Below are 22,149 nucleotides of genomic sequence, written 5' to 3'. Positions count from 1 at the left end.
ATTACTCGCTGACGGTCACGTTTTCGATGATAACGTCTTCTTTTGGCACATCCTGATGCATACCGCTGCGACCAGTGGAAACGCCTTTGATTTTATCAACCACGTCCATGCCTTCAACAACTTCAGCGAACACGCAGTAACCCCAACCCTGCATGCTTTCGCCGGAGAAGTTCAGGAAGTCGTTGTCTGCAACGTTGATGAAGAACTGTGCGGTTGCGGAGTGCGGAGCCTGAGTACGCGCCATCGCCAGCGTACCACGGGTATTTTTCAGACCGTTGTTCGCTTCGTTTTTGATCGCTTCTTTCGTGGCTTTTTGCTTCATGCCTGGCTCGAAACCGCCGCCCTGGATCATGAAACCGTTAATAACACGGTGGAAAATGGTGTTGTTGTAAAAACCTTCGCGGCAGTAGTCCAGGAAGTTTTTAACTGTTTCAGGCGCTTTATCATCAAACGTTTTGATTACGATATCGCCGTGATTAGTGTGGAAAGTAACCATTTTTGCATCCTGTTCCGATAGATTGGTGCTTCGACCCCGTCAAGGGTCAGAGTTAGGGGTGTGTTATAGCATAACCGCAAGCTGCGATCACCTCGCAAAGTGTGCTGCTTCCGGTCTAAATTATGGGTATTATACAGACTTTACTATCCACACACGTCTACACGGAATCTTCGATGTTAAAAATCTTTAATACACTGACGCGCCAAAAAGAGGAATTCAAACCTATTCATGCCGGGGAAGTCGGCATGTACGTGTGTGGTATTACCGTTTACGATCTCTGTCATATTGGCCACGGACGTACCTTCGTTTCTTTCGACGTCGTTGCGCGTTATCTGCGCTTCCTCGGCTATAAGCTGAAGTATGTGCGCAACATTACCGATATCGATGACAAAATCATCAAGCGCGCGAATGAAAACGGCGAAAGCTTTGTGGCGTTGGTCGACAGAATGATCGCGGAAATGCACAGCGATTTCGATGCGCTGAATATTCTGCGCCCGGATCTGGAGCCGCGTGCTACGCACCATATCGCTGAAATTATCGAAATCACTGAACAGCTGATTGCCAAAGGTCACGCTTACGTTGCTGATAACGGCGACGTGATGTTCGACGTGCCGACTGACCCGAACTACGGCCAGCTGTCGCGCCAGGATCTGGATCAGCTGCAGGCAGGCGCACGCGTTGACGTGGTTGATGTGAAACGCAACCCGATGGACTTCGTGCTGTGGAAAATGTCCAAAGAAGGCGAGCCGAGCTGGCCGTCTCCGTGGGGCGCGGGCCGTCCGGGCTGGCACATCGAATGTTCGGCGATGAACTGCAAACAGCTGGGCAACCATTTCGATATTCACGGCGGCGGTTCGGACCTGATGTTCCCGCACCATGAAAACGAAATCGCTCAGTCCACCTGTGCGCATGACGGTGAGTACGTTAATTACTGGATGCATTCCGGGATGGTGATGGTTGACCGTGAGAAAATGTCCAAATCGCTGGGCAACTTCTTTACCGTGCGCGACGTGCTGAAATACTACGACGCCGAAACCATCCGTTACTTCCTGATGTCCGGTCATTACCGTAGCCAGTTAAACTACAGCGAAGAGAACCTCAAGCAGGCGCGTTCTGCGCTGGAACGTCTGTACACCGCGCTGCGTGGCACCGACAAATCCGTTGCTCCAGCCGGTGGCGAAGCCTTTGAAGCGCGCTTTATTGAAGCGATGGACGATGACTTCAACACCCCGGAAGCCTACTCCGTGCTGTTTGATATGGCACGTGAGGTTAACCGTCTGAAGGGTGAAGATATGGCGGCGGCTAACGGCATGGCTGCGCATCTGCGTAAGCTTTCCAGCGTACTGGGCCTGCTGGAACAGGATCCAGAAGCGTTCCTGCAAAGCGGTGCGCAGGCGGATGACGGTGAAGTTGCTGAAATTGAAGCGCTAATCCAACAGCGTCTGGATGCCCGTAAGGCGAAAGACTGGGCGGCAGCTGACGCCGCGCGTGACCGTCTCAACGAGATGGGCATCGTGCTGGAAGACGGCCCGCAGGGTACCACCTGGCGTCGTAAGTAACTCTGTAATGCCCGGTGGCGCTTACGCTTACCGGGCCGTATAGGCCGGATAAGACGCATCGCGTCGCATCCGGCAGATTAATGTTTCCGATACCACCACAGCACACCCATCATTACGATTCCCGGCAGCCATACCCACATTAACTCCGACATGATCACCTGGTGCCCGTACGGCGTGGCGTAGCGTGATAACGCAAACGGGGCGACTTTAATCACCTGCCACGGCGCGAAGAAGCGCTCATCCGACCACGGCCACAGCCAGCCGACGCCTTTACCGCCGGTGGTGACAGAATCCAGCAGACTGTGCGACAGCAGTGAAACCGTCAGGAATAGCCAGCAGCGAATCAATCCCGCCTTAAACCATCGTCGGCCAATCAAGACGCAGAGCAGCGGTACCACGAAGGCGAACAGCAGTGAGTGGGTAAATCCCCGGTGGCCAAACACATTGCCGTAGGCGACGCCGAACTTAAATGACAACACGTCGGCATCTGGCAGCATGGCCAGAACGACGCCAGCAAACAGTAATCGTGGGGGGATGACTTTAAGTCCGAGACCTAACCCTAAACAGAGCGGAACGGCCGCGTGGGTAACGATAGTGGGCATGATGATCGCTTCGTGTGGAAAAACAACATGCTATCAGTTCACTGTGAAGTGGGGATGAAGTCATTATCTGAAAACGAGAGGGGGAAGTGGCCGGATACGGTGTTAACCTCATCCGGCACTTAGGGTCACGCCACGACGTTAATGCTGTGGCCTTCAAAGCTGACGGTCTGTCCGGCAACGATTTTGCAGCGTTTACGCGTTTCAACAACGCCATCGACCTTCACTAACCCTTCGCCAATAGCAATTTTTGCCTGGGCGCCGCTTTCGCTCCAGCCTTCCAGCTTCAGCAAATCGCAGAGTTCAACGTGTGGGTGTTTACCCAGTGAAAATGTGGCCATCTTAAACGTCCTTTACATCATGATATTCAACACACGCCTGCAGCGTGTTTTCGATAAGTGTGGCGACCGTCATTGGGCCTACGCCGCCGGGGACCGGCGTGATATATGACGCTCGTGCGGCCGCATCGTCAAAGACCACATCGCCAACAACCTTACCATTCTCCAGACGGTTGATGCCGACATCAATCACAATCGCACCTTCTTTGATCCACTCACCAGGAATAAAGCCCGGTTTACCGACGGCAACAATCAGCAGGTCAGCATTTTCTACGTGGCGGCGCAGATCTTTGGTGAATCGGTGGGTGACGGTGGTGGTGCACCCAGCCAGCAGTAGCTCCATACTCATTGGGCGACCGACAATATTCGAGGCGCCAATGACCACGGCATTCAGACCGTAGGTATCGATGTTGTAACGCTCAAGCAGGGTAACGATACCGCGCGGAGTACATGGGCGCAGACGCGGTGCGCGCTGGCACAGGCGACCGACGTTATACGGGTGGAAACCGTCAACGTCTTTATCTGGCGCAATACGTTCCAGCACTTTCACGTTGTCGATACCCGCCGGCAACGGCAGTTGTACCAGGATACCGTCGATGGTGGTATCTGCATTGAGCGTATCGATCAGCTCAAGAAGCTCCGCCTCGCTGGTGGTTTCAGGCAGGTCATAGGAGCGGGAGACAAACCCCACTTCGTCACAGGCTTTGCGTTTACTCGCAACATAAATCTGCGAAGCCGGGTTGCTACCTACCAGCACAACAGCCAGGCCTGGGGCGCGTAATCCAGCCGCTAAACGCGCCTGAACTTTTTGAGCAACCTCAGAGCGCACCTGCTGCGCAATCGTTTTACCGTCAATAATCTTTGCTGCCATCAGAGAGAGAATTCCGTCTGTTACGTTAAACCGAAGGGGATGTCACTATTTTGTCAGAAGCGGGGCGTGCTGTCAGTTTTCGTTTGCGTTTTTACGTGCGATAACGGGTGTCATGGTCAGAGAATGGGAGCAGCACAGAGGCTGAAGTCCCCCGGGTAATTAATGAGCATGCGAATTAAAATTAACGTGAATGAAACAATTCATCACCCTGGTATTTTCAGGGGTAATGCGCCATAAACCAGTCTGTTACGTACCTTTATGGGAGCATTTAAGTAATATTCACCCAGATTTTTCTTAGGTCCCAATAAGAATTGGCCAGGGTCAATAAAAGGATTTGCAGGTATTTTTCATTAATTGAAATGTTTAATTTAACCCTGTGACGAATAGTCATATTCGCGAAGATTAATTAGTGAATCAAATACTCAGGAGAGTTGGGGTAAAAGGTTAGCTAATTCTCTTGCGATATATATCTTTACAGGATGCAGAGATAATTAGCCTGACATTTAATGTCGATAATGATTCAAACGGATCCCGCAGGACGCCGGAGCCGGATGTGTGTAATTCAAGGGAAATCCATGAAACGTAAATTAATGACCTCTTCTGTTATTGCCAGCCTGATGTTAGTTGCAGGTGCAGCGGTTGCAGCCGATCCGGTAAGCGTTAGCGGCGGTACTGTGCATTTTGAAGGTGAACTGGTCAATGCAGCCTGTGCAGTCAGTACTCAGTCATCCGATCAGGTTGTCACCTTAGGCCAGTATCGTACCGCCAGTTTTACCGCAGTTGGCGATACAACGGCGCAAATTCCGTTCTCAATCGTGCTGAACGACTGTGACCCGAAAGTTGCCGCAACCGCAGCCGTGGCTTTCTCTGGTCAATCCGATATTACCAACAACAACCTGCTGGCTGTCACTTCTGCAGATAACGGTACTACTGCCAGCGGTGTCGGGATTGAAATCCTGGACAATACGTCCACCGCGCTGAAGCCGGATGGAGCCACCTTCTCTACCGCTCAGGCGCTGGTAGAAGGGACCAACACCCTACGTTTCTCTGCGCGTTACAAAGCCACAGCCACCAGCGCTACGCCGGGTCAGGCAAATGCCGACGCGACGTTCATCATGAAGTACGAATAAGCCGTTCTGATTTGCGCAAGGATGACGTTCGCCTCACTGGATGAGGCAATTTCCGGGGATGATGAAGGATGCGGCAGATGATAGGGAAAGGCTTGGCGCTGGCGGGAATGCTGTGCGTACTGCCTGTGTTTGCACATACGGTAATACTGGAAAGTGGCCGCCTTCACTTACGGGGGCAGCTCGTCAATGGTGCCTGTACGGTCGCTACCGACAGCCAAAATTTGCGGGTGCAAATGGGGCAGTATCGCACCAATGCTTTCTCCGGGACGGGAAGCTTTGCCTCGACCAGCGTGCCGTTTTCACTGCGCTTAACGTCATGCAGCTCCGATGTTTATGACCACGTTGGGATTGCGTTTGCAGGTGTGACACCAGCAGAAGATCCGCAGGTTTTTCTTGCTAGTGGTGATGCGTCTGCGGCTTCGGGGATCGGTCTGGCGTTATTTGATGAGCGCCAACAGCAAATTATTCCGAATGCGCTGCCGCTTCATTATGCGCCGATTATAACGCAAGAGATGACGTTTCATTTCACTGCTCGTTATCGGGCTGTCTCGGAAAATATAACGCCGGGAACGCTTCGTTCAGACGTGTGGTTTACGTTGGTTTATCCCTGATTAATTTCCCAACGATAATCACACCAAAGGTATTTGTAGCTATGTTTAATTATCTAAAATCAGGTTTTATCCTTTTACTGGCCTTATTTTCTGCTGCCAGTGTTCAGGCTGCCGGAGGCATTGCATTAGGCGCCACCCGCGTTATTTATCCAGCCGATGCCAAACAAACGTCCCTGTCTATTAGCAATAGTGATACCAAAGAACGTTACCTGGTCAATTCATGGATCGAGAATAGCGCAGGCGTTAAAGAAAAATCGTTTGTGGTTACGCCTCCGCTGTTCGTCAGCGAACCCAAAAGCGAAAACACGCTGCGTATCATCTATGCAGGTGTTCCGCTGCCCAAAGACCGTGAATCGCTGTTCTGGATGAATGTGAAAGCCATTCCGTCAGTCAATAAAAACAGCCTTGAGGGTAAAAACGTTCTGCAACTGGCGATTCTGTCCCGCATCAAGCTTTTTGTCCGTCCGAATAATCTGCCGCAAATTCCGGAAGATGCGCCCGGGATGCTGAAATTCTCCCGTACCGGCAACCACCTGAAAATCAATAATCCGTCAGCGTATTACGTCACCTTGGTCAATCTCAACGTGGGGAAAACGAAGGTTGATAACGTGATGGTCGCGCCGAAAAGTGATGCGCAGGTCCTGCTACCAACGGGCGTTCAGGGCAACGTCACGTTCCAGACGGTCAATGATTATGGTGCCGTGACTCCGGCCCAAACGGTTAGCGTGCGTTGAGATAACGATGAATAAGACAACGTATTTTCCTGGCCTGTTACCGGGGGTTACGCCACCGCTGGCGGGGGTGGCGTTGTCCACGCTGGCGGCGCTCTTTCCCTCTTTAAGCCATGGGGAAAGCTATTTTAATCCGGCCTTTTTATCTGCGGATACGGCAACCGTGGCGGATTTATCACGTTTTGAAAAAGGCAATCATCAGCCTGAAGGCGTTTATCGTGTGGATATCTGGCGCAACGATGAGTTTGTTGCCACTCAGGATATTCGTTTTACGAGCAGTGCGGGAAAAACCGGGGAGAAGTCTGGTGGGCTGATGCCGTGTTTTGGACTCGACTGGGTGAAGCGCCTTGGCGTCAATATCACCGCATTTCCGGCACTCAGTAAGGATCCGAACGATACCTGCATCAATCTACCTGAGGCGATTCCAGGCAGTGAGATTGCATTTGATTTTTCTACCCTGCGCTTGAACGTCAGCCTGCCGCAGGCGTCAATGTTAAACAGCGCGCGTGGCTATATTCCGCCGGAGGAGTGGGATGAAGGGATCCCGGCTGCGCTGGTCAACTACAGCTTTACCGGCAGCCGCGGCAGTGACACTGACAGCTATTTCTTAAGTATGCTCAGTGGCCTGAACTATGGCCCCTGGCGCTTGAGAAATAACGGCGCATGGAGCTATTCCAAAGGTGACGGATACCACTCACAAAGCTGGAAAAATATCGGTACATGGCTTCAGCGCGCGATTATCCCGCTGAAGGGTGAACTGGTGATGGGCGACAGCAACACCGGCAACGACGTTTTTGACAGCGTCGGGTTTCGCGGGGCGCGGCTCTATTCCTCAGACAGTATGTATCCCGACAGCTTACAGGGCTACGCGCCAACCGTTCGCGGCATTGCGCGTACCGCAGCGAAACTGACCATTCGTCAGAATGGCTATGTGATTTATCAAAGCTATGTTTCACCGGGCGCTTTTTCGATAACCGATCTCAACCCGACGTCATCCAGCGGTGACCTTGAGGTGACGGTGGACGAAAAGGACGGCAGCCAGCAGCGCTATACGGTGCCGTACTCCACGGTTCCCTTGTTACAACGAGAAGGGCGTTTCAAATACGACGTGGTTGCCGGGGATTTTCGCAGCGGCAATAGCCAGCAATCTTCACCGTTCTTTTTCCAGGGAACATTAATTGCCGGGTTACCAGAAGGCTACACCGCTTATGGCGGTACGCAGCTGGCCTCACGTTACACCGCGGTAGTTTTAGGCACTGGCCGAAACCTGGGGGACTGGGGGGCGGTTTCTGTGGATTTAACCCATGCGCGCAGTCAACTGGCGGATGACAGTACGCATCAGGGGCAGTCTTTGCGTTTTCTGTATGCAAAATCGCTGAACAACTTTGGTACAAACTTCCAGCTGTTGGGATATCGCTACTCAACGCGCGGCTTCTATACCCTTGATGACGTCGCGTATCGCAGCATGGAAGGGTATGAGTATGAATACGACAGCGAAGGCAATCGCCACGACGTGCCCGATGTGAAGAGTTACCACAACCTGAGTTACAGCAAAAAGGGCCGCTTCCAGATTAACATTTCGCAGAACCTGGGAGACTACGGCTCGCTGTATGTTTCGGGGAGTCAGCAAACGTACTGGAATACCTCAGACACCAATACCTGGTATCAGGTGGGCTATGCCAGCGGCTGGCAGGGGATTAGCTATTCAGTCTCCTGGTCGTGGAATGAATCGGTAGGCATCTCCGACACCGACCGTATTCTGGCATTCAATATGTCAGTGCCGTTCAGCCTGCTAAGTGGACGGCGCTACTCGCGTGATAACGCACTCGATCGCACCTACGCCACTTTTAATGCCAACCGCAACAGCAACGGACAAAACAGCTGGCAGAGCGGGATCGGCGGTACATTACTGGATGGGCGCAACCTGAGCTACAGCGTGAATCAGGGGCACAGCAGCACCAACGGTTACAGCGGAAACGCCAGCGCCAACTGGCAGGCGGCTTATGGCACGCTGGGCGTGGGATACAACTACGATCGCGATCAACATGACTATAACTGGCAGCTCTCCGGCGGCGTGGTGGGGCATGCGGACGGTATTACCCTCAGTCAGCCGCTGGGGGACACCAATGTGCTGGTTAAAGCACCTGGCGCGCAGGGTGTGCGGATAGAAAACCAGACCGGCGTGCAAACCGACTGGCGCGGATACGCGGTGATGCCGTATGCCACCGTTTATCGCTATAACCGCGTCGCGTTAGATACCAATTCAATGAACAACAATACCGATGTGGAAAATAACGTTAGCAGCGTCGTGCCAACGCAAGGAGCATTGGTGCGAGCAGCGTTTGATACACGTATCGGTGTGCGGGCGCTGATAACCGCGAAATATGCAGGTAAACCTGTGCCATTTGGATCCGTTGTGCGTGAAAACACCAGCGGCGTGACCAGTATGGTGGGCGAAGACGGGCAAATCTACCTGAGCGGCTTGCCGCTAAAAGGCGAATTGCTGATCCAATGGGGGGAAAGCGCTAACGCTCGCTGCGTGGCGCACTATGCCTTGCCTGAGGAGAGTTTGAAACAGGCGGTGACGCTCACGAACGTGACGTGCGAATCTCCAACGGCACGACAGGAATAATACGATGAAACGACAAACAGGTTTGTTACTGGGAAGCGCTTTACTGCTGATGGCTCATTCGTCCTGGGCGACGGTCTGCCAAAACTCGAATGGCACACCAACGGATGTTTTTTACGATCTGTCGAACGTCTTTAACAGCAGCAATAATCAGCCGGGGCAGGTGGTGACGTTGCCGGAAAAATCAGGCTGGATTGGCGTTAATGCCACCTGTCCTGCCGGGACGCATGTGGATTACACGTATCGAAGCTATGTCACTGAACTTCCGGTTCAAAGTACCGAGGGTGGTTTTCAGTATCTGAAGCTCAATGACTACCTGCTGGGGGCCATGAGCATCACCGACAGCTATGCCGGGTTGTTTTATCCTCCGCGTAATTATATCCGCATGGGGACTCACCCCAACGTATCGAAACAGCAGCCTTTTGGCGTAATGGATTCAAAGCTGGTGTTTAAACTCAAAGTGATTCGCTCGTTTATTAACATGGTGCCGATCCCGCGCCAGACTATGTTCAGAGTCTATGTCACGACCAGTACTGGAGATGCGCTAAGCACGCCGGTTTATACCATCAGCTACAGCGGTAAGGTGGAGGTTCCACAAAACTGTGAGGTGAACGCAGGGCAGATTGTCGAGTTTGATTTTGGCGATATTGGCGCATCGTTGTTCAGCAAGGCGGGGGCAGGAAACCGTCCCGAAGGCATTAATCCGCAGACCAAAACGGTGGCGATAAAATGCACCAACGTCGCTGCACAGGCCTACTTAACCATGCGGGTAGAGGCCGAGAAAGCCTCCGGGCAAATGATGGTATCGGACAATCCTGACTTAGGGTTCATTGTCGCCGACAAAACCGGTAGACCGCTGACGCCCAATAATCTGTCCAGCACGATCCCATTTCAACTGGATGATAACGCCGCGGCAAACGTGAGTATTCGGACATGGCCGGTCAGCGTGACGGGGAATAAACCTACCGAAGGGCCTTTTACTGCCCGTGGCTATCTGCGAGTAGATTATGACTAACAAGCAAACGCCAACTTCATGGGCGCTTCTGGTGATGCTGCCCATACTGACATTCAGCTCGTTGTGCCATGCGGCCTCATCGCTGGGCGAAATCAATATTGAACTGCGCGGAAACGTGGTGGACTTTACCTGTGCGGTGATTGCCAGCGACAGCAATAAGTCGGTTGAATTGGGCACCTGGCCAACAAAGCAGTTACAGACCAGCGGGGATACTACCCAACCAGTCGCGTTTACGCTGAAGCTGGAAGGCTGCCCGCCGGGATCCGCGTCAATAACGTTTTCTGGTACTCCGGCCCCCGGTACGACGTTGCTGGCGCTTGATGACGCGGTGATGGCGCAAAAGGTGGCGATCGAACTGCATGACAGTGACCGTACGCGATTACCGCTCGAGCAGGCCAGCCAAACCGTAGGGATTGATGAGAACGGCAATGCTACGCTGACCTTTTTCGCCAACTATATCGCGTTAGCAGACGGGGTTCAGCCAGGCCTCGCCAGGGCCGATGCCACATTTATGATTAACTATAACTAATCAATGCGCGCATAAAACGCTCCCGAACGAAGTCTCGCCGGGAGTGCTATTACATTAATTCATGCATTTTTGCGTAATCGATCAGCTCAACGATAGTGTGCAAGCCGAGTTTGGCGTAGATGTTAGCTTTGTGAGCACTAATCGTTTTATTGCTGAGTAACAGCTGCTCAGCAATTTCCTTATTAGAGAGCCCATTTGCCAGATAACGCAAAACCGTAACTTCGCGATTAGAGAGCGGCATGTCATTCAATACACCTTTTTTCATATTTATATTGTTAATGAAGTTAAGGGTGTCTGAAGGGAAAAAAGAATATCCCGATAAAATCATTTTTACCGTATTGTAGATATCATTCAAATCCTTTCGTTTACTGACAAAACCATTTGCACCGGCCCGGATAGCACGCCCGGCATAAAAAGACTCCGATTTGGAGGAGAGAAACAGCACCCGAGTATTCTCCTGCAGAGACTTTATTCTCTTGAGTAATGTAAATCCATCTGAACCAGGTAGTTCAATATCCAGAATGACAAGATCGACAGGGTAAGTGCGCAGGTGCTCTATTGCCGTACGGCTGTCATCGGTCTTCAACACAACCTGGATATTACTGTTTTTTTCAAGTAGTACTTCTATCGACATTCTGACAATAGGGTGTTCGTCCATAATGATAACGGATGCTGGTTTCATTGTTGTATGCCTCAAACTGTATGCGTATCTTGATAATTTTATAAAACATCAGGCGTTATAATATTGTCAAATAGCCAAGGGTTGTTCTGAGGGAGAGTCGAATAAATATTATTTCATCCTTGTTTATTCGGTTGCTCTTCTACAGAACAATGAATTTGTGGAAAATCCATTTCACACTGGGAAAACTAACAATTAATCAGAAAACTATGGGGATTATACCTGCTCTGTTCTTTCGGAAAAGGCTTACAACATTCAGGTTGTTAATGTCAGTTAGGATGTTCTAAAAGATCCAGATGTGTTAATGACTATTGGCATTATTTTACTGCTGTTTGAATTATGGCAGACTGAAAAAAATTTTTAAATGGTAAAAACAATACAATAAACTAATTGTTTAGGATTTGTTAAGGTGGGAATGACGCTATTTGTGCTGATATGCACAGAATCAGTATGGTTTACTGGGGTGGTGGAAGTTAGCATAATACCAGGAATAGTTGTAAATATTAAATAGTTGTGAAATTTAGATCTTTTATCTCATATAAAAATAAGTAATTTCCTAAAAAATCTTATGGCACATAGGGTTAGGGTGTTAAATTAAATGAGCAGAGGTAACGCTGAGGCGATGTATCAGGTGCAAAAAACGCTGCCGGTTTGCTAAGCCCAGACGCGCAATCAGCTGGTTCAGGCGATAGATGATACGGTGGTAGGGGCGAGCTTGTAACAAAGCAATCTCTTTTAAGGAGTTACCTTGTAAGAGTAATTCCACCATCTCCCAATCGAGCTGGTTTATGTGCCTGGAGTGAATATAGTTAAGGACTGGCGACAATAAAGCGCGGCGCATCTCCGGGAGGCGCAGGCTACGTGACAAGATATAAAATGGACCGGACAGAGAAATAAAAGGGATTAGGTCTTCATCGTGGCGGGAAAGTAATATGAAGATTTGGATGTTATTCCGCGGTTTAATTAGCTGGCGCAGATACTCCAGAACATCAAAATAAGAGATTGTTAAACCTTCCATATCAACCACTAACTGACTAATTACCGACTCTCGCAGGCTGATTTTGGCCGATTCAATGGTCTGGAAGATCGCGGTACGTGCTCCTGAAAATAAATGTCGACCCAGCGCATAGGCCAGATAGTAATCTGTCGTAATAATCGCCTGAGATATAGTGTCACTCGGTAATGTGTATTCGAGTTTTTGCGTCAGATACTCAAGTTGGTCAAATACCTGTGATGTGTAGTGAGGATATTGCCAGGTACAGTTAGTGTTTCGTATACGACGATGTCGATCCCGGCGTTTTGCGCTGTGCATCCTTTTCCATTCCATTTCTGTTGCGGCAGGTCTGGATAAATTGCCGACTATAAACATCCCTGACCCAAATTTTCTCCAGCGTAAAGGCGAGTTTCCTTGTGCTGTTGGGTTTCAATGCTTCAGCAATCATCAGACTGGCAATTGCGTATCCCATCAGAATAATCTGCCGGAAGTTTTCTGATGTCTTACTCAATGCCCAAAAAGTCGTTTTATCCAGTTCAACCTCTCTATGGGATTAGATAAAATATTACCGGGTGTGTCTTTCTGTTACCCCGGAAATAGTAAGCCAGGATTATTCTGGCAGCATGGAGATAGGTACAGTAGGTGCCGATACTTAATTGGTGATGAGATTTTTCTCAATAAAAAATCAGGCAGAGAGATGCCACCTAATTTTGTAGAAAGTTCAGATGCGCCCGGATGTATCTTAAGAATTGCTGATCGTTTTTCACATGCAGCTTTTTCATAATGCTGCGACGGGTGGCTTTGGCCTGAATTTCGCTTACCGAGAGCAAGTGAGCTGTTTCGGCTAAGGTATAGCCGCTGGCGAGAAACATTAAGAACTGACGTTCTTCGATAGAAAAGTTACGAGTGGTGCAGTAATGACAGATAGTTGCGGGCACGTTGTTGCGCAGCGCACGTTTTTGCAGGATGAGGACTAATTTTTTAGTCATTTCCTCAACGTCATCTTCCCGATAGATCAGTGGCAACATGTACAGGCAGGGCCGGAACATCAGCTTATCTTTATCGTTTCTGTTACAGATGACAACCCGGTGTTGGCGGCGGGTATGGACCGGAATCTGATAGCAATTGGCGCTGAGCCAATCTTCATCCAGGGAAATAAACGCGATGTCAGCGCGATCGATATCCTCGACAGGCAAAAAGCAAATCTCCTGATGCCACTGGTTTGCCAAATGGGAGATGATAATTTTTAGTCCATGTTCGAAGTGACTGTTTTCTTCCTTGATGGCGATACTTAACATTAAAGAGTTCCTGAACCGCTGGAGGGGTAAGGGAATGTTAAGCAAAATCATAAATATTCTAAATACATGTATCCCTAAATCTGGCGTTTCGTGGGCTGAGTTGTTACCAGGCGATTTCCTGGATACCCTTGAACCAGCAGAAAAAATCAACATTCGTTCACTTCGCCAGCAACTGAAACAAAAGGCATTGACTCAGCAGGCGCTGACCGTATAATTCACGCGTTTCATCTGCATGAAGTAATCACTTCGCAATGCGCCCTTAGCTCAGTTGGATAGAGCAACGGCCTTCTAAGCCGTAGGTCGTAGGTTCGAATCCTACAGGGCGTACCATTATATTTCAGTAACTTACCCATTTTCTGCAAGTTCCTTATTTTCCAGATGGGACATATTTGGGACATCATCACTTAAAATAGAGTCAATTTGCTTCGCATGTTCCGTTAAATGGTTCGGAGCAAGGTGAGCGTATCGACGCACCATCTCGATGCTTTCCCATCCTCCCATTTCCTGCAGAACAGAAAGCGGAACTCCTGACTGAATTAACCAACTGGCCCATGTGTGTCTCAGGTCGTGGAAACGGAAATCCTCAATACCGGCCCGTCGGCAAGCTGCATTCCATGCCCGCTGATCATCGACGCGCATTTTCCTCACGGTTGGTGTCTTTGCCCCATCAGGACGGATGCCTTCTTTCGTATGCACGAACACCCATTTATGATGCTTACCAATCTGGTCACGCAAAACCTTACAGGCAGTGTCATTCAGCGCTACGCCAATAGCTCTGTTTGACTTGCTGTCTTCCGGGTTCACCCAGGCAACACGACGCTGCATGTCGATCTGCTGCCATTCCATATTAATGATATTCGAACGACGCAGGCCGGTTGCCAGCGCAAACTTAACAACCGACTTCAGTGGCTCCGGACATTCATCAATCAGCCTTTTCGCCTCATCTTCTTCAAGCCACCGGACGCGCTTATTTCGTACCGATGGAACCTTGATCACCGGAGCTTTCTCCAGCCATTTCCAGTCACGTTCTGCCGCCCGCAGAATTGCCTTCATCAACGCCAGATGCTTGGCCTTGGTGGAGGTGGTGACCGGCTTAGCTGAATAGACTGGCGCTGGTTCTCCATTCCTTTGCGCCGCGGCCGCTTTGATTTTCCATATCTCAAGCTGCTTGCGGTTGCTCATCCTGTTCACTGCTGAGTAAATCTTTTGCTCGGTCACATCCTTTAACCGGATCCCCTCAAAATGCGCCAGCCAGAAAGCCATACGGCTGCGGTCATCCTTCAGTGATTTCTTCTCTGCCTTTTCCTCAAGCCATCGCATATCGGGCAGATTTATTTCATTAATCGGATATCGGCGCAGGGTACAGTTGTTACTGCAACCTGCATTGGTCAGGTCGGCACGACAATCCTGCGGGAAGTACAGCCATTGACACCAATGGATATATCTACCGGTCTATCGACAACGCAACGATACCAGCGTCAGGAAGCATTGATGTTCAGTTCGAGAATAACACAACTGGACCCATCCCCTGCGTAGCCGGCGCATTAAATCAGATTTACCGGGCAGTATCTGGCTGGGATGCGATCACAAACGTTAGCCCCGGAGTGGTAGGGGGGGACGTTGAATCACGCATAGCGTTTGAAACACATCGCAAACAGTCAGTAGCGAGAAACAGCCGCAACCAGGAGGCATCAACGCTTTCTGCTTTGCTGGCAACCAATGGTGTTCTTGATGCCTATGTATGGTTAAACAGAACTGCAGCTACAGTAAACCAAGGAACCACAAACTTTTCGGTTCTGGCGCACTCGATTTACATCTGCGTGTATGGTGGGACTGATGAGGATGTTGCCGAGTCTATTTTCCAGACGTATAACCCTGGCGCAAACCTGAACGGAGATACCTCTTATACTGTTTACGACAATGTTAACTATCTGCCGCCATACCCCTCCTATGTAATGCAGTGGCAAAAAGCAACGCCAACCAGGGTTTATTTTAATGTTGAACTGGATAGTTCTCTTAACCCACCTAGCGATATCACATCACAAGTGAAAAGCATGATCGCCTCAGTTTTCAATGGCGGCTATGAGGGAATTGAAAAGGCAAGGATAGGCTCTACCATTAATGCTGGTAAGTATTATGCGCCGGTTATTTCAATATCACCCGATACTGTTGGAATTTTATCGCTTGAAGTCTCTATTGATGGATCGGCCTATGGGCCAGCCATAACAATGGGTATCGACCAGGTTCCGACAATTCAGGAATCAGATATTACCGTAACACTATCGTGAGGGGTGAGGCATGTGGGGAGACACAATACTTACCCAATACTCAGCAAGCAAAAAATTATTATCCATCATAGACACATTTAACCAGGCCGTAAGCCTTGATGATTTTACTGATGAGTTGCTAACTAGAGTATGGGATTTAACTACCTGCGAAACATTCGGCCTTGATATGTGGGGAAAGATAGTAGGGGTAAGCAGATACATTGTTGCACCAATCGACAGTGATTCATTTGGATTTAGTGAAGCTGATGATGGAAATCCTGATTATCCTTCACCATTTAATGATTCTCCTTTTTATGGAGGAGTACAGGAAACAACAAATGTCAGGCTAGGTGATGATGCTTACAGAACATTAATATTTTGTAAGGCTTTCACCAATATCAGCATCGCAACAATTCCTGATATAAATAAATTCCTTAAAATACTTTTTTATCAGCGAGGAAGGGCTTACTGCGTAAACTACAGAGATATGACAATAGGCATAACTTTTGAGTTTGAACTAGCCTTATATGAAGAGTCAATTTTAACCAATTACAATGTTACACCTGTACCTGGCGGCGTTCAGGTAAACATAAAACAAATTGTCAGTCCTTACTTTGGTTTTGCCACTGATGCATATCCATTTAATGATGGCACATTCTACAGAGATTAAATATGAACCGTACAGATGCACCATCCAAGCAGCCTCAGCCATTCGCAATTAATGGTCAGCGAGATCCTATTCTCGATACCACCCCGGCAGGTGATAACACAGCATCATATGCTTTGGGGTTTCCGCCAATCACAATGATTCTAAAATCTGCTGGCGGTCTGCCTCCTAAAGGGCAGGATCTGAACCAGATACTATATGAGTTATCTTCTATTTGCAGATGGTTTAGCTCCGGGGCACTAAATACATTTGACTCTTCATTTTCAGCCTCTATAGGTGGATATCCGTCAGGATCTGTTTTAATCAGTGATAGTGGCAGTGTAATTTACATAAACACCACAGACTCTAATACCACTAACCCAAACTCGTCTGGGGAAGGTTGGGTAAATTTATTTGATTTCCTCTCCCTGAAGTCAGCAGCAAAAGCAGATATTGTTGGCACGGTATCGCAATCTGGAGGTGTTCCTACAGGAGTCATTATTGAAAAAGGTTCTAATTCAAATGGCAACTATATAAAGTTCGCAGACGGAACATTAATTTTTTGGTTTACAAGTTCTATCAGTGCTACTGCAAACAACTCTAGTGGCGGTGGAACAAATCTTTATTTTTTAAACGCAGCTACATTTACATTTCCTGCAACTTTTATTGGGGTAAAGCCAACCGTGTCAGCATCAGGAACATTATCTACAGGTAGTGATTCATCATGGGTTGTTATTCGAGGAATTGAACTTACTGGAGTGTCATTGGCTATAATTAGCAACATGCAAAATGCCGCGTCATACCTTGGATATATGGCAGTAGGGAGATGGTTCTGATGAAAGCAATCTTTACTCCACAACGCTCTGATAACGTCATGAACGCCTCAGCAATCGGTGATGTATTAACAATTGATGTTGACGGCGTTACTGATACGTTCGATTTCAACACACTGAAAGATGGCGATATCGCTGTCGATTTTGTTTCAGTGTTAAAGCCTAACCCAGTATTAAACGCCAGAAAGGAATCTGGAGAGATCATCGTAGAACTCATTGGTTTCTACGGTTCAGATACAGAAGAAAGAGAAACCCAGATTTGGGAGGCGACGTTAAATGGGTAGTTTTACTGTAATAACAGCAAAAGAGTCCGCTATTGTTTCGGCAGAGAACAACAAAAACCTGCTGATTACCGATAGTAGGGAATATATAGACAATAAGCAGTGGCCGGGTAAAGCAGTTCTTGGAAGACTTAAAGGCGACGAACTGGCGCAGTACAATTTGTGGCTGGATTATCTTGATGCACTTTATGTAGTGGATACATCAAATCCACCTGACATTGTATGGCCTGAAAAGCCAATTTAACAAAAAATAAGCAGCAGATGTAATAGATATTTATCTGCTGCTTCAATAAAAAAACTTAAGTATATTAATTTACTTTGTATTCATGAATCTACTTTCTATAAACCTAAAGCTTATAGATGATGTTAAAACAATGAAAATATCTACAATCAAAATAAAAAACCAATACGAATTAAATGATATCGCATTAAGATTAGTAAATTGATTGAGTGCTTTTATTGCAACGTATAGTATTGGGAGGTGCAGTAAATATACGCTGTAACTTATTTCACCAAGTATCTTTAGTGGTCCAAATTTAAGCCAAAATGGATTTGATAATATTATAGAGAAAAAGAAAATAGATGAAATTATGTATCTCTGCCAATTGTACCCTTGATTTATTTTTACCCCCATGGTTATTATTAGGCAGATTAATGCCAATAATGAGAATGCAGGCGATAGGGTCTTTAGAAAGCTAAGTTTTTTATTGTATATAATTGCTGTGATTATCCCTGTCAAGAAGTAAGACCAGCAAACTAACGGGGAGTTATATAAGTCAATAATGGCTGCAATAATTGCTATAAATAAAACTGAGGGTCCGAGTTTTCTTTTTGAATACGCATACGCAATTAATGGTAGCGCAAAGTAAAATCTCCACTCATGAACAAGTGTCCAAATAACACCATTTATAGGGTATAAATTAAACTCACCTATTTTCATACTGCTTTCAATAAAACCAAAAGACATGAGACTTACTGCAGTTTGAAGATCTGATGCGTTTAGTGATACGCTTTTGTTTTCTACGAAAGCTATAATGAAATATGCAGCACAGGCAGTATAAAATAATGGGCAGATTCTTTTTATTCTTGCCTCGTAAAATCTATTCCATGACATTTCACCATTGTTTTTGATGATTCTATCAAAAAACAAAAATCCAGTAATGCAAAAAAATATTTGAACACCAAAGGAACCTAGATTCCCATAAATCCAACCCCATGAAGAAAATGATGGTTTCGCACCAATTGTATTGAGCATGTATGGGGCGTGATTGATGTATACAAATATTGCCGCCAATCCCCTAACGCCACTAATTGCAGAATACTCCCCTGATTTATAATTTATGTTTGGTATTAATTTTGTTTTTTGTATTACATATGCGCATATAACAGCAACCAGAATAATACTTATAGAGAATAATAATGAACCTTGAGTGAACTCCATCACTCCCCCTAAAAATGTTAATAGAAAATCATATCGCCGGTGAATAGTATACTAAAAATGCTCTGTTATCATCCCTGCAACACCTTCTCCTCCAGATAATCCGCCCACCATTGCACCATCTCCCGTCGCTTATCAAGGTAAGCTGTGTGGTTGTACACTGATCTGGTCATGCTGAGTTCGATGATAACCAGGTGATATGAGACAAAAATGGGACGCAAAGGCTTTTATATGCTTTTCGACCAATTTCTATCTTTTTCGAAGATGGGACGTGTGAGCGCAGTGTTGGCGGGATATGTTATTGACTTAGAAGGTAGTTCTAGGAACTTCTAAGCCGTAGGTTCGAATCCTACAGGGCGTACCATTTAAAGTTAGTCCCTATGCTCAGCTTCAACGTACCGTTACGCGCGGGACGGTTTTTCTTTTTCCAGCCAACGTTCTACCTCATAAAGACTTTGTTGGATCTCCTCTCTGAGTGAAAAATCACCCAACGGCTGCTGTTCAAGTGCTGCACACATCGTGCTGGCTGAGCGCATTCCCATGCTGGCGCAGCTGCTTTTTAGCTGATGCGTCAGACGTTTTATCCGCTCGTCGTCATGTGCTGCGCGGGCAGCGTCAATCTCATCTAATACAGGAAGAGTGTGTTGCTTAAAGAGCGCTAACCATTCGTGCACCTTTTGCCATCCCATAACCTGGATATCTCCAGACAGCTGCTGAAAATCTAACCGTTTGTTGTCATTTTCTGATGCAAGCGGGAGAGTCGCACTACCGTGCAGGTAATGCGTAATAAGTCGACTGAGTTCATCCCGGGGGACTGGTTTTTGAATAATGCCGAGGAACAGGGTGCTGGTTCTTTGGCTTAGCGTTTCGTCGATGACGTGCGCGCTAAAGCCGATCAGGCTAAGTGCCGGATAGTCGTGGGCTAACTGCTGCGCCAGCGTGATCCCGTCGATATCAGGAAGATCGAAATCAACCAGAGCAGCATCGTAGCGTGTATCTTCCTGCAATATTTTTAGCGCCTCAGCGGCGCTGCTGGCAGCAGTAACCTGTGCGCCATTGAGGATGAGCATTTCAGTACTGATACGTTGTGTAAGAGGATTATCCTCGATAAGCAATAAGCGTAAGCCCTGTAACGATATGGAGCGTTGTGCGGGTTTCATGATGGGCATCGTGGTTGCCCGCAATGGCAGACGCAGCTGGAAACAACTCCCGACGCCGGGCGTGCTGGTGACGCTCAGCTCTCCCTGCATTGCCTGAGCGAGACTGGCGCTGATGGTTAGTCCGAGTCCGGTTCCACCTCGTTTACTGCTTACCTGAACAAACGGCTGAAAAATATCGTGCTGGCGGGCAGGGTCAATTCCACATCCTGTATCTTCAACCTCGATGTACCAGTTTTTGCCCTCACATCGGCTACGCAGGATGATGTGTCCCCGATCGGTAAAGCGTAGTGCGTTGTTTAATAAATTAGTAATGATTTGCCGGATGCGGCGCGGATCGCCACGCAGGGAAGCGGGAACGTCATTGGCAAAATCCGCAACCAGCACGACCGGGCGACCAGCAACGCGGCTGTTCATGAGTTGAAGCGTACTTTCCAGCAAGGGGTTGGGTTCAAAAGGCTCATCGCCTATCGCCACATTTTTTCCACCGGCTTCGATGGCGGAATAGTCCAGGATATCGTTGAGGATGGTCAGCAAAGACTCGCCCGAATCGGTGATTGCGCGTAGATTTTCCCGATGCTGTGCCAGGGAGGGATTGTCTGAGAGCAACTGCGCAGTGCCGAGGATACCATACAGTGGGGTGCGTATTTCATGGCTCATGGCGGCAAGAAACGCCGATTTTGCCTGGTTAGCTTTTTCAGCTTCTGCACGGGCCTGTCGGTGTTCAGATACCATAGAACGCAGCTCGGCGGTGCGAGCTTTAACCTGTGCGGCCAGATGTTCGCGATGGCTATTGAGGGCGTGAACGCTGCCGCGAAAGGCATCCATCAACCGCCCGATGGTATCCAGTTCACGAACGCCTGCGGTTTCCGGGAATGGGGAGTCAATATCCCCCTCCAGCAGACGCTGTAACGCCTGGGTTTGCTGTGCCAGTGGTCGAGTGACTGAGCGATAAACCACACGCCAAAGTATAAGAATCAGCAAACATAATGACACGCCACTTAACAGCAGCAGCAAGTGTTGCCCGCGCTGGCTGGCCTGTTTGAGATGCGCCAGTCCACTTTGATTACGCTGGCCGATGGTTTCCACCAACTGGCTGACTTCGCTACTGAAACGGGTAAATTGCTCGATATTATTCTGCGATAAGATCTGCAATTGGGTCGTGATGTCATTATCCTGGCGATACAGGGACAGCAGCTCAACATATTGGCTAATCGTATTGACGGTGTTGGCCACCTGAGTGCGCACCACGGGATCTTCAATACGTATTTGTCGGCGCTGAAGTACTCTGACGGCGGCATTCAACTGGTTTTCCAGCGCAGCCAGGTTATTCTGCGCCTGGTTATTCCCCAGGTTCATGACCATTTGCTGCACGCGTAGCGCACTCAGGCGCAGTTCATTCATCTGGTTATAATATTCCAGATCGATATCGATGAGCCTGTCCAGCGCGTGTTCAGCGGCCTGTCCCTGATGGCTCTCAATCAAATCATAAATGCTGGCCTGTGTCGCACCCGCCGACGTGGCGGCATTACTGGCCTGACCGCGTGCCATTTCGGCAACGTCAGCGGTGGCCTCAGTAATTTGCTGGCTGAGTTGTTGCTGTTGAGCGCGTAATTTCAGGCGTTCGCCAACCATCTCCCCCTGGTGGCTTAACGACCGGGCGATTTCTTTCTCCTGCTGTTCAATGGCAGAAGTATCAAAGCCCTGTTCTCGAAGGGTTCTGAGTAATGTGGTTATTTTCAGACTCTGGGCGGTTAACATTCTCCCCTGAGCCAGCCACATATTTTCATTGTCTGCGGTGGTCAGATTTTGTGCGGAAAACAGTTCCCAGGCGCTGGCTTCGCTGAGCTGGCGTGCCATATCCATGGTTGGAATTAGCGCCTGGGTATTGGCCTGCTCAACCTGGCTGACAAAACGCAAGTTATACCAGCCTGTCAGCGTACTGATGAGAGTCAGTGCCGCCATCAGCGCAAAGCCTATCCACAGTCGTTTGGTCAGAGATAAATTCACTGTCTGGTCGCCACAGATTAAAAAGGTTGAGTCCAAAA

At 48.4% G+C, this 22,149-nt stretch carries 21 protein-coding genes, 1 tRNA gene and 4 pseudogenes; 15 read left to right on the top strand and 11 right to left on the bottom strand.

Features of this window, described 5'->3' with window-relative positions; translation table 11 throughout:
• Window position 1 precedes the first annotated feature (1 nt).
• Window positions 2-496: a peptidylprolyl isomerase B gene (gene ppiB, locus BZK40_RS13760; RefSeq protein ID WP_003021875.1), complete on the bottom strand. Its 495-nt coding sequence runs from the start codon at window positions 494-496 to the stop codon at window positions 2-4.
• Between the two features lie 173 nt (window positions 497-669).
• Here ppiB and cysS point away from each other — a divergent pair, with 173 nt between their 5' ends.
• Window positions 670-2,055 (top strand): cysteine--tRNA ligase, encoded by a 1,386-nt coding sequence (gene cysS / locus BZK40_RS13755; RefSeq protein WP_003831109.1) that lies wholly within the window; start codon window positions 670-672, stop codon window positions 2,053-2,055.
• A 77-nt stretch (window positions 2,056-2,132) separates the two neighbouring features.
• Here cysS and BZK40_RS13750 read toward each other — a convergent pair whose 3' ends face one another.
• The 3 genes from BZK40_RS13750 to folD form a co-directional block, all read right to left on the bottom strand.
• Window positions 2,133-2,657, bottom strand: a complete 525-nt coding sequence (locus BZK40_RS13750; RefSeq protein WP_003831110.1) for a metal-dependent hydrolase — start codon at window positions 2,655-2,657, stop codon at window positions 2,133-2,135.
• A 125-nt stretch (window positions 2,658-2,782) separates the two neighbouring features.
• The gene (gene ybcJ / locus BZK40_RS13745; RefSeq protein WP_003831111.1) at window positions 2,783-2,995 is read right to left on the bottom strand and encodes a ribosome-associated protein YbcJ; all 213 of its coding nucleotides are present in this window, start codon (window positions 2,993-2,995) and stop codon (window positions 2,783-2,785) included.
• A 1-nt stretch (window position 2,996) separates the two neighbouring features.
• A complete protein-coding gene (gene folD / locus BZK40_RS13740; protein ID WP_003831112.1) occupies window positions 2,997-3,863 on the bottom strand; it encodes a bifunctional methylenetetrahydrofolate dehydrogenase/methenyltetrahydrofolate cyclohydrolase FolD in 867 nt (288 codons plus the stop codon).
• Window positions 3,864-4,438: 575 nt separating this feature from the next.
• On the opposite strand from folD, the gene fimA reads away from it, so the two are divergent.
• The 6 genes from fimA to sfmF all read left to right on the top strand — a co-directional run bounded on the left by fimA (window position 4,439) and on the right by sfmF (window position 10,508).
• Window positions 4,439-4,993 (top strand): type 1 fimbrial major subunit FimA, encoded by a 555-nt coding sequence (gene fimA / locus BZK40_RS13735; RefSeq protein WP_032934356.1) that lies wholly within the window; start codon window positions 4,439-4,441, stop codon window positions 4,991-4,993.
• Window positions 4,994-5,070: 77 nt separating this feature from the next.
• Window positions 5,071-5,604 carry a type 1 fimbrial protein subunit FimI gene (fimI, locus tag BZK40_RS13730; protein WP_079934832.1) on the top strand — a complete coding sequence of 178 codons (534 nt, stop codon included), beginning with the start codon at window positions 5,071-5,073 and terminating at the stop codon, window positions 5,602-5,604.
• A 41-nt stretch (window positions 5,605-5,645) separates the two neighbouring features.
• Window positions 5,646-6,338, top strand: coding sequence for a type 1 fimbria chaperone FimC (gene fimC, locus BZK40_RS13725; protein ID WP_008784004.1), 693 nt, complete (start codon window positions 5,646-5,648; stop codon window positions 6,336-6,338).
• A gap of 7 nt (window positions 6,339-6,345) precedes the next feature.
• On the top strand, window positions 6,346-8,967 hold the full coding sequence (locus BZK40_RS13720) for a fimbrial biogenesis usher protein (RefSeq protein ID WP_079934831.1): 2,622 nt from the start codon (window positions 6,346-6,348) through the stop codon (window positions 8,965-8,967).
• A 4-nt stretch (window positions 8,968-8,971) separates the two neighbouring features.
• Window positions 8,972-9,979 carry a type 1 fimbria D-mannose specific adhesin FimH gene (fimH, locus tag BZK40_RS13715; protein WP_008784006.1) on the top strand — a complete coding sequence of 336 codons (1,008 nt, stop codon included), beginning with the start codon at window positions 8,972-8,974 and terminating at the stop codon, window positions 9,977-9,979.
• Between the two features lie 34 nt (window positions 9,980-10,013).
• Entirely contained in the window at window positions 10,014-10,508 is a 495-nt protein-coding gene (gene sfmF / locus BZK40_RS13710; protein WP_187392937.1) for a fimbria assembly protein, read from the top strand.
• 49 nt (window positions 10,509-10,557) lie between these two features.
• Here the strand turns inward: sfmF and fimZ are convergent, their stop codons facing one another.
• From fimZ to fimW, 3 genes are all read right to left on the bottom strand, one after another.
• Entirely contained in the window at window positions 10,558-11,190 is a 633-nt protein-coding gene (gene fimZ / locus BZK40_RS13705) for a fimbria biosynthesis transcriptional regulator FimZ (RefSeq protein ID WP_079934830.1), read from the bottom strand.
• 586 nt (window positions 11,191-11,776) lie between these two features.
• Window positions 11,777-12,499 (bottom strand): fimbria biosynthesis regulator FimY, encoded by a 723-nt coding sequence (gene fimY / locus BZK40_RS13700; RefSeq protein WP_032942589.1) that lies wholly within the window; start codon window positions 12,497-12,499, stop codon window positions 11,777-11,779.
• A gap of 386 nt (window positions 12,500-12,885) precedes the next feature.
• Window positions 12,886-13,479, bottom strand: coding sequence for a fimbria biosynthesis transcriptional regulator FimW (fimW, locus tag BZK40_RS13695; RefSeq protein ID WP_079934829.1), 594 nt, complete (start codon window positions 13,477-13,479; stop codon window positions 12,886-12,888).
• Between the two features lie 34 nt (window positions 13,480-13,513).
• Between fimW and BZK40_RS13690 the strand changes: the two genes are divergently transcribed.
• Together BZK40_RS13690 and BZK40_RS13685 are read left to right on the top strand one after the other, a co-directional pair.
• Entirely contained in the window at window positions 13,514-13,693 is a 180-nt protein-coding gene (locus BZK40_RS13690; protein WP_048235938.1) for a hypothetical protein, read from the top strand.
• Window positions 13,694-13,732: 39 nt separating this feature from the next.
• Window positions 13,733-13,809, top strand: a tRNA-Arg gene (locus BZK40_RS13685).
• Window positions 13,810-13,824: 15 nt separating this feature from the next.
• Here BZK40_RS13685 and BZK40_RS13680 read toward each other — a convergent pair.
• Window positions 13,825-14,799 (bottom strand): annotated as a pseudogene (locus tag BZK40_RS13680) (site-specific integrase); the annotation flags it as partial.
• 29 nt (window positions 14,800-14,828) lie between these two features.
• Between BZK40_RS13680 and BZK40_RS25070 the strand changes: the two are divergent.
• The 6 genes and pseudogenes from BZK40_RS25070 to BZK40_RS13660 all read left to right on the top strand — a co-directional run.
• Window positions 14,829-15,026, top strand: a pseudogene (locus tag BZK40_RS25070) (hypothetical protein); the annotation flags it as partial.
• Between the two features lie 159 nt (window positions 15,027-15,185).
• Window positions 15,186-15,767 (top strand): hypothetical protein, encoded by a 582-nt coding sequence (locus BZK40_RS24825; protein ID WP_079934827.1) that lies wholly within the window; start codon window positions 15,186-15,188, stop codon window positions 15,765-15,767.
• Between the two features lie 10 nt (window positions 15,768-15,777).
• Complete coding sequence (locus BZK40_RS13670; protein WP_079934826.1) at window positions 15,778-16,416, top strand: baseplate wedge 1 family protein; 639 nt, start codon at window positions 15,778-15,780, stop codon at window positions 16,414-16,416.
• A 2-nt stretch (window positions 16,417-16,418) separates the two neighbouring features.
• Window positions 16,419-17,228 carry a hypothetical protein gene (locus BZK40_RS24220; protein WP_095533137.1) on the top strand — a complete coding sequence of 270 codons (810 nt, stop codon included), beginning with the start codon at window positions 16,419-16,421 and terminating at the stop codon, window positions 17,226-17,228.
• Window positions 17,228-17,509 carry a hypothetical protein gene (locus BZK40_RS13665; protein ID WP_139762114.1) on the top strand — a complete coding sequence of 94 codons (282 nt, stop codon included), beginning with the start codon at window positions 17,228-17,230 and terminating at the stop codon, window positions 17,507-17,509. Before BZK40_RS24220 ends, BZK40_RS13665 begins: the two co-directional genes overlap by 1 nt.
• A 19-nt stretch (window positions 17,510-17,528) precedes the next feature.
• Window positions 17,529-17,750: pseudogene (locus tag BZK40_RS13660) on the top strand (tail fiber assembly protein); the annotation flags it as partial.
• Window positions 17,751-17,819: 69 nt separating this feature from the next.
• On the opposite strand, the gene BZK40_RS13655 reads toward BZK40_RS13660, so the two are convergent.
• From BZK40_RS13655 to torS, 3 genes and pseudogenes are all read right to left on the bottom strand, one after another.
• Window positions 17,820-18,947 carry an acyltransferase family protein gene (locus BZK40_RS13655; protein ID WP_079934823.1) on the bottom strand — a complete coding sequence of 376 codons (1,128 nt, stop codon included), beginning with the start codon at window positions 18,945-18,947 and terminating at the stop codon, window positions 17,820-17,822.
• Between the two features lie 68 nt (window positions 18,948-19,015).
• Window positions 19,016-19,111, bottom strand: a pseudogene (locus tag BZK40_RS13650) (hypothetical protein); the annotation flags it as partial.
• A gap of 234 nt (window positions 19,112-19,345) precedes the next feature.
• Complete coding sequence (gene torS / locus BZK40_RS13645) at window positions 19,346-22,111, bottom strand: TMAO reductase system sensor histidine kinase/response regulator TorS (protein WP_079934822.1); 2,766 nt, start codon at window positions 22,109-22,111, stop codon at window positions 19,346-19,348.
• Between the last annotated feature and the right edge of the window lie 38 nt (window positions 22,112-22,149).

The sequence above is a fragment of the Citrobacter portucalensis genome (assembly GCF_002042885.1).
Classification (GTDB): domain Bacteria; phylum Pseudomonadota; class Gammaproteobacteria; order Enterobacterales; family Enterobacteriaceae; genus Citrobacter; species Citrobacter portucalensis.
The sequence above is the reverse complement of the archived record's forward strand: the minus strand, read 5'-3'. Positions and strand labels throughout refer to the sequence as shown.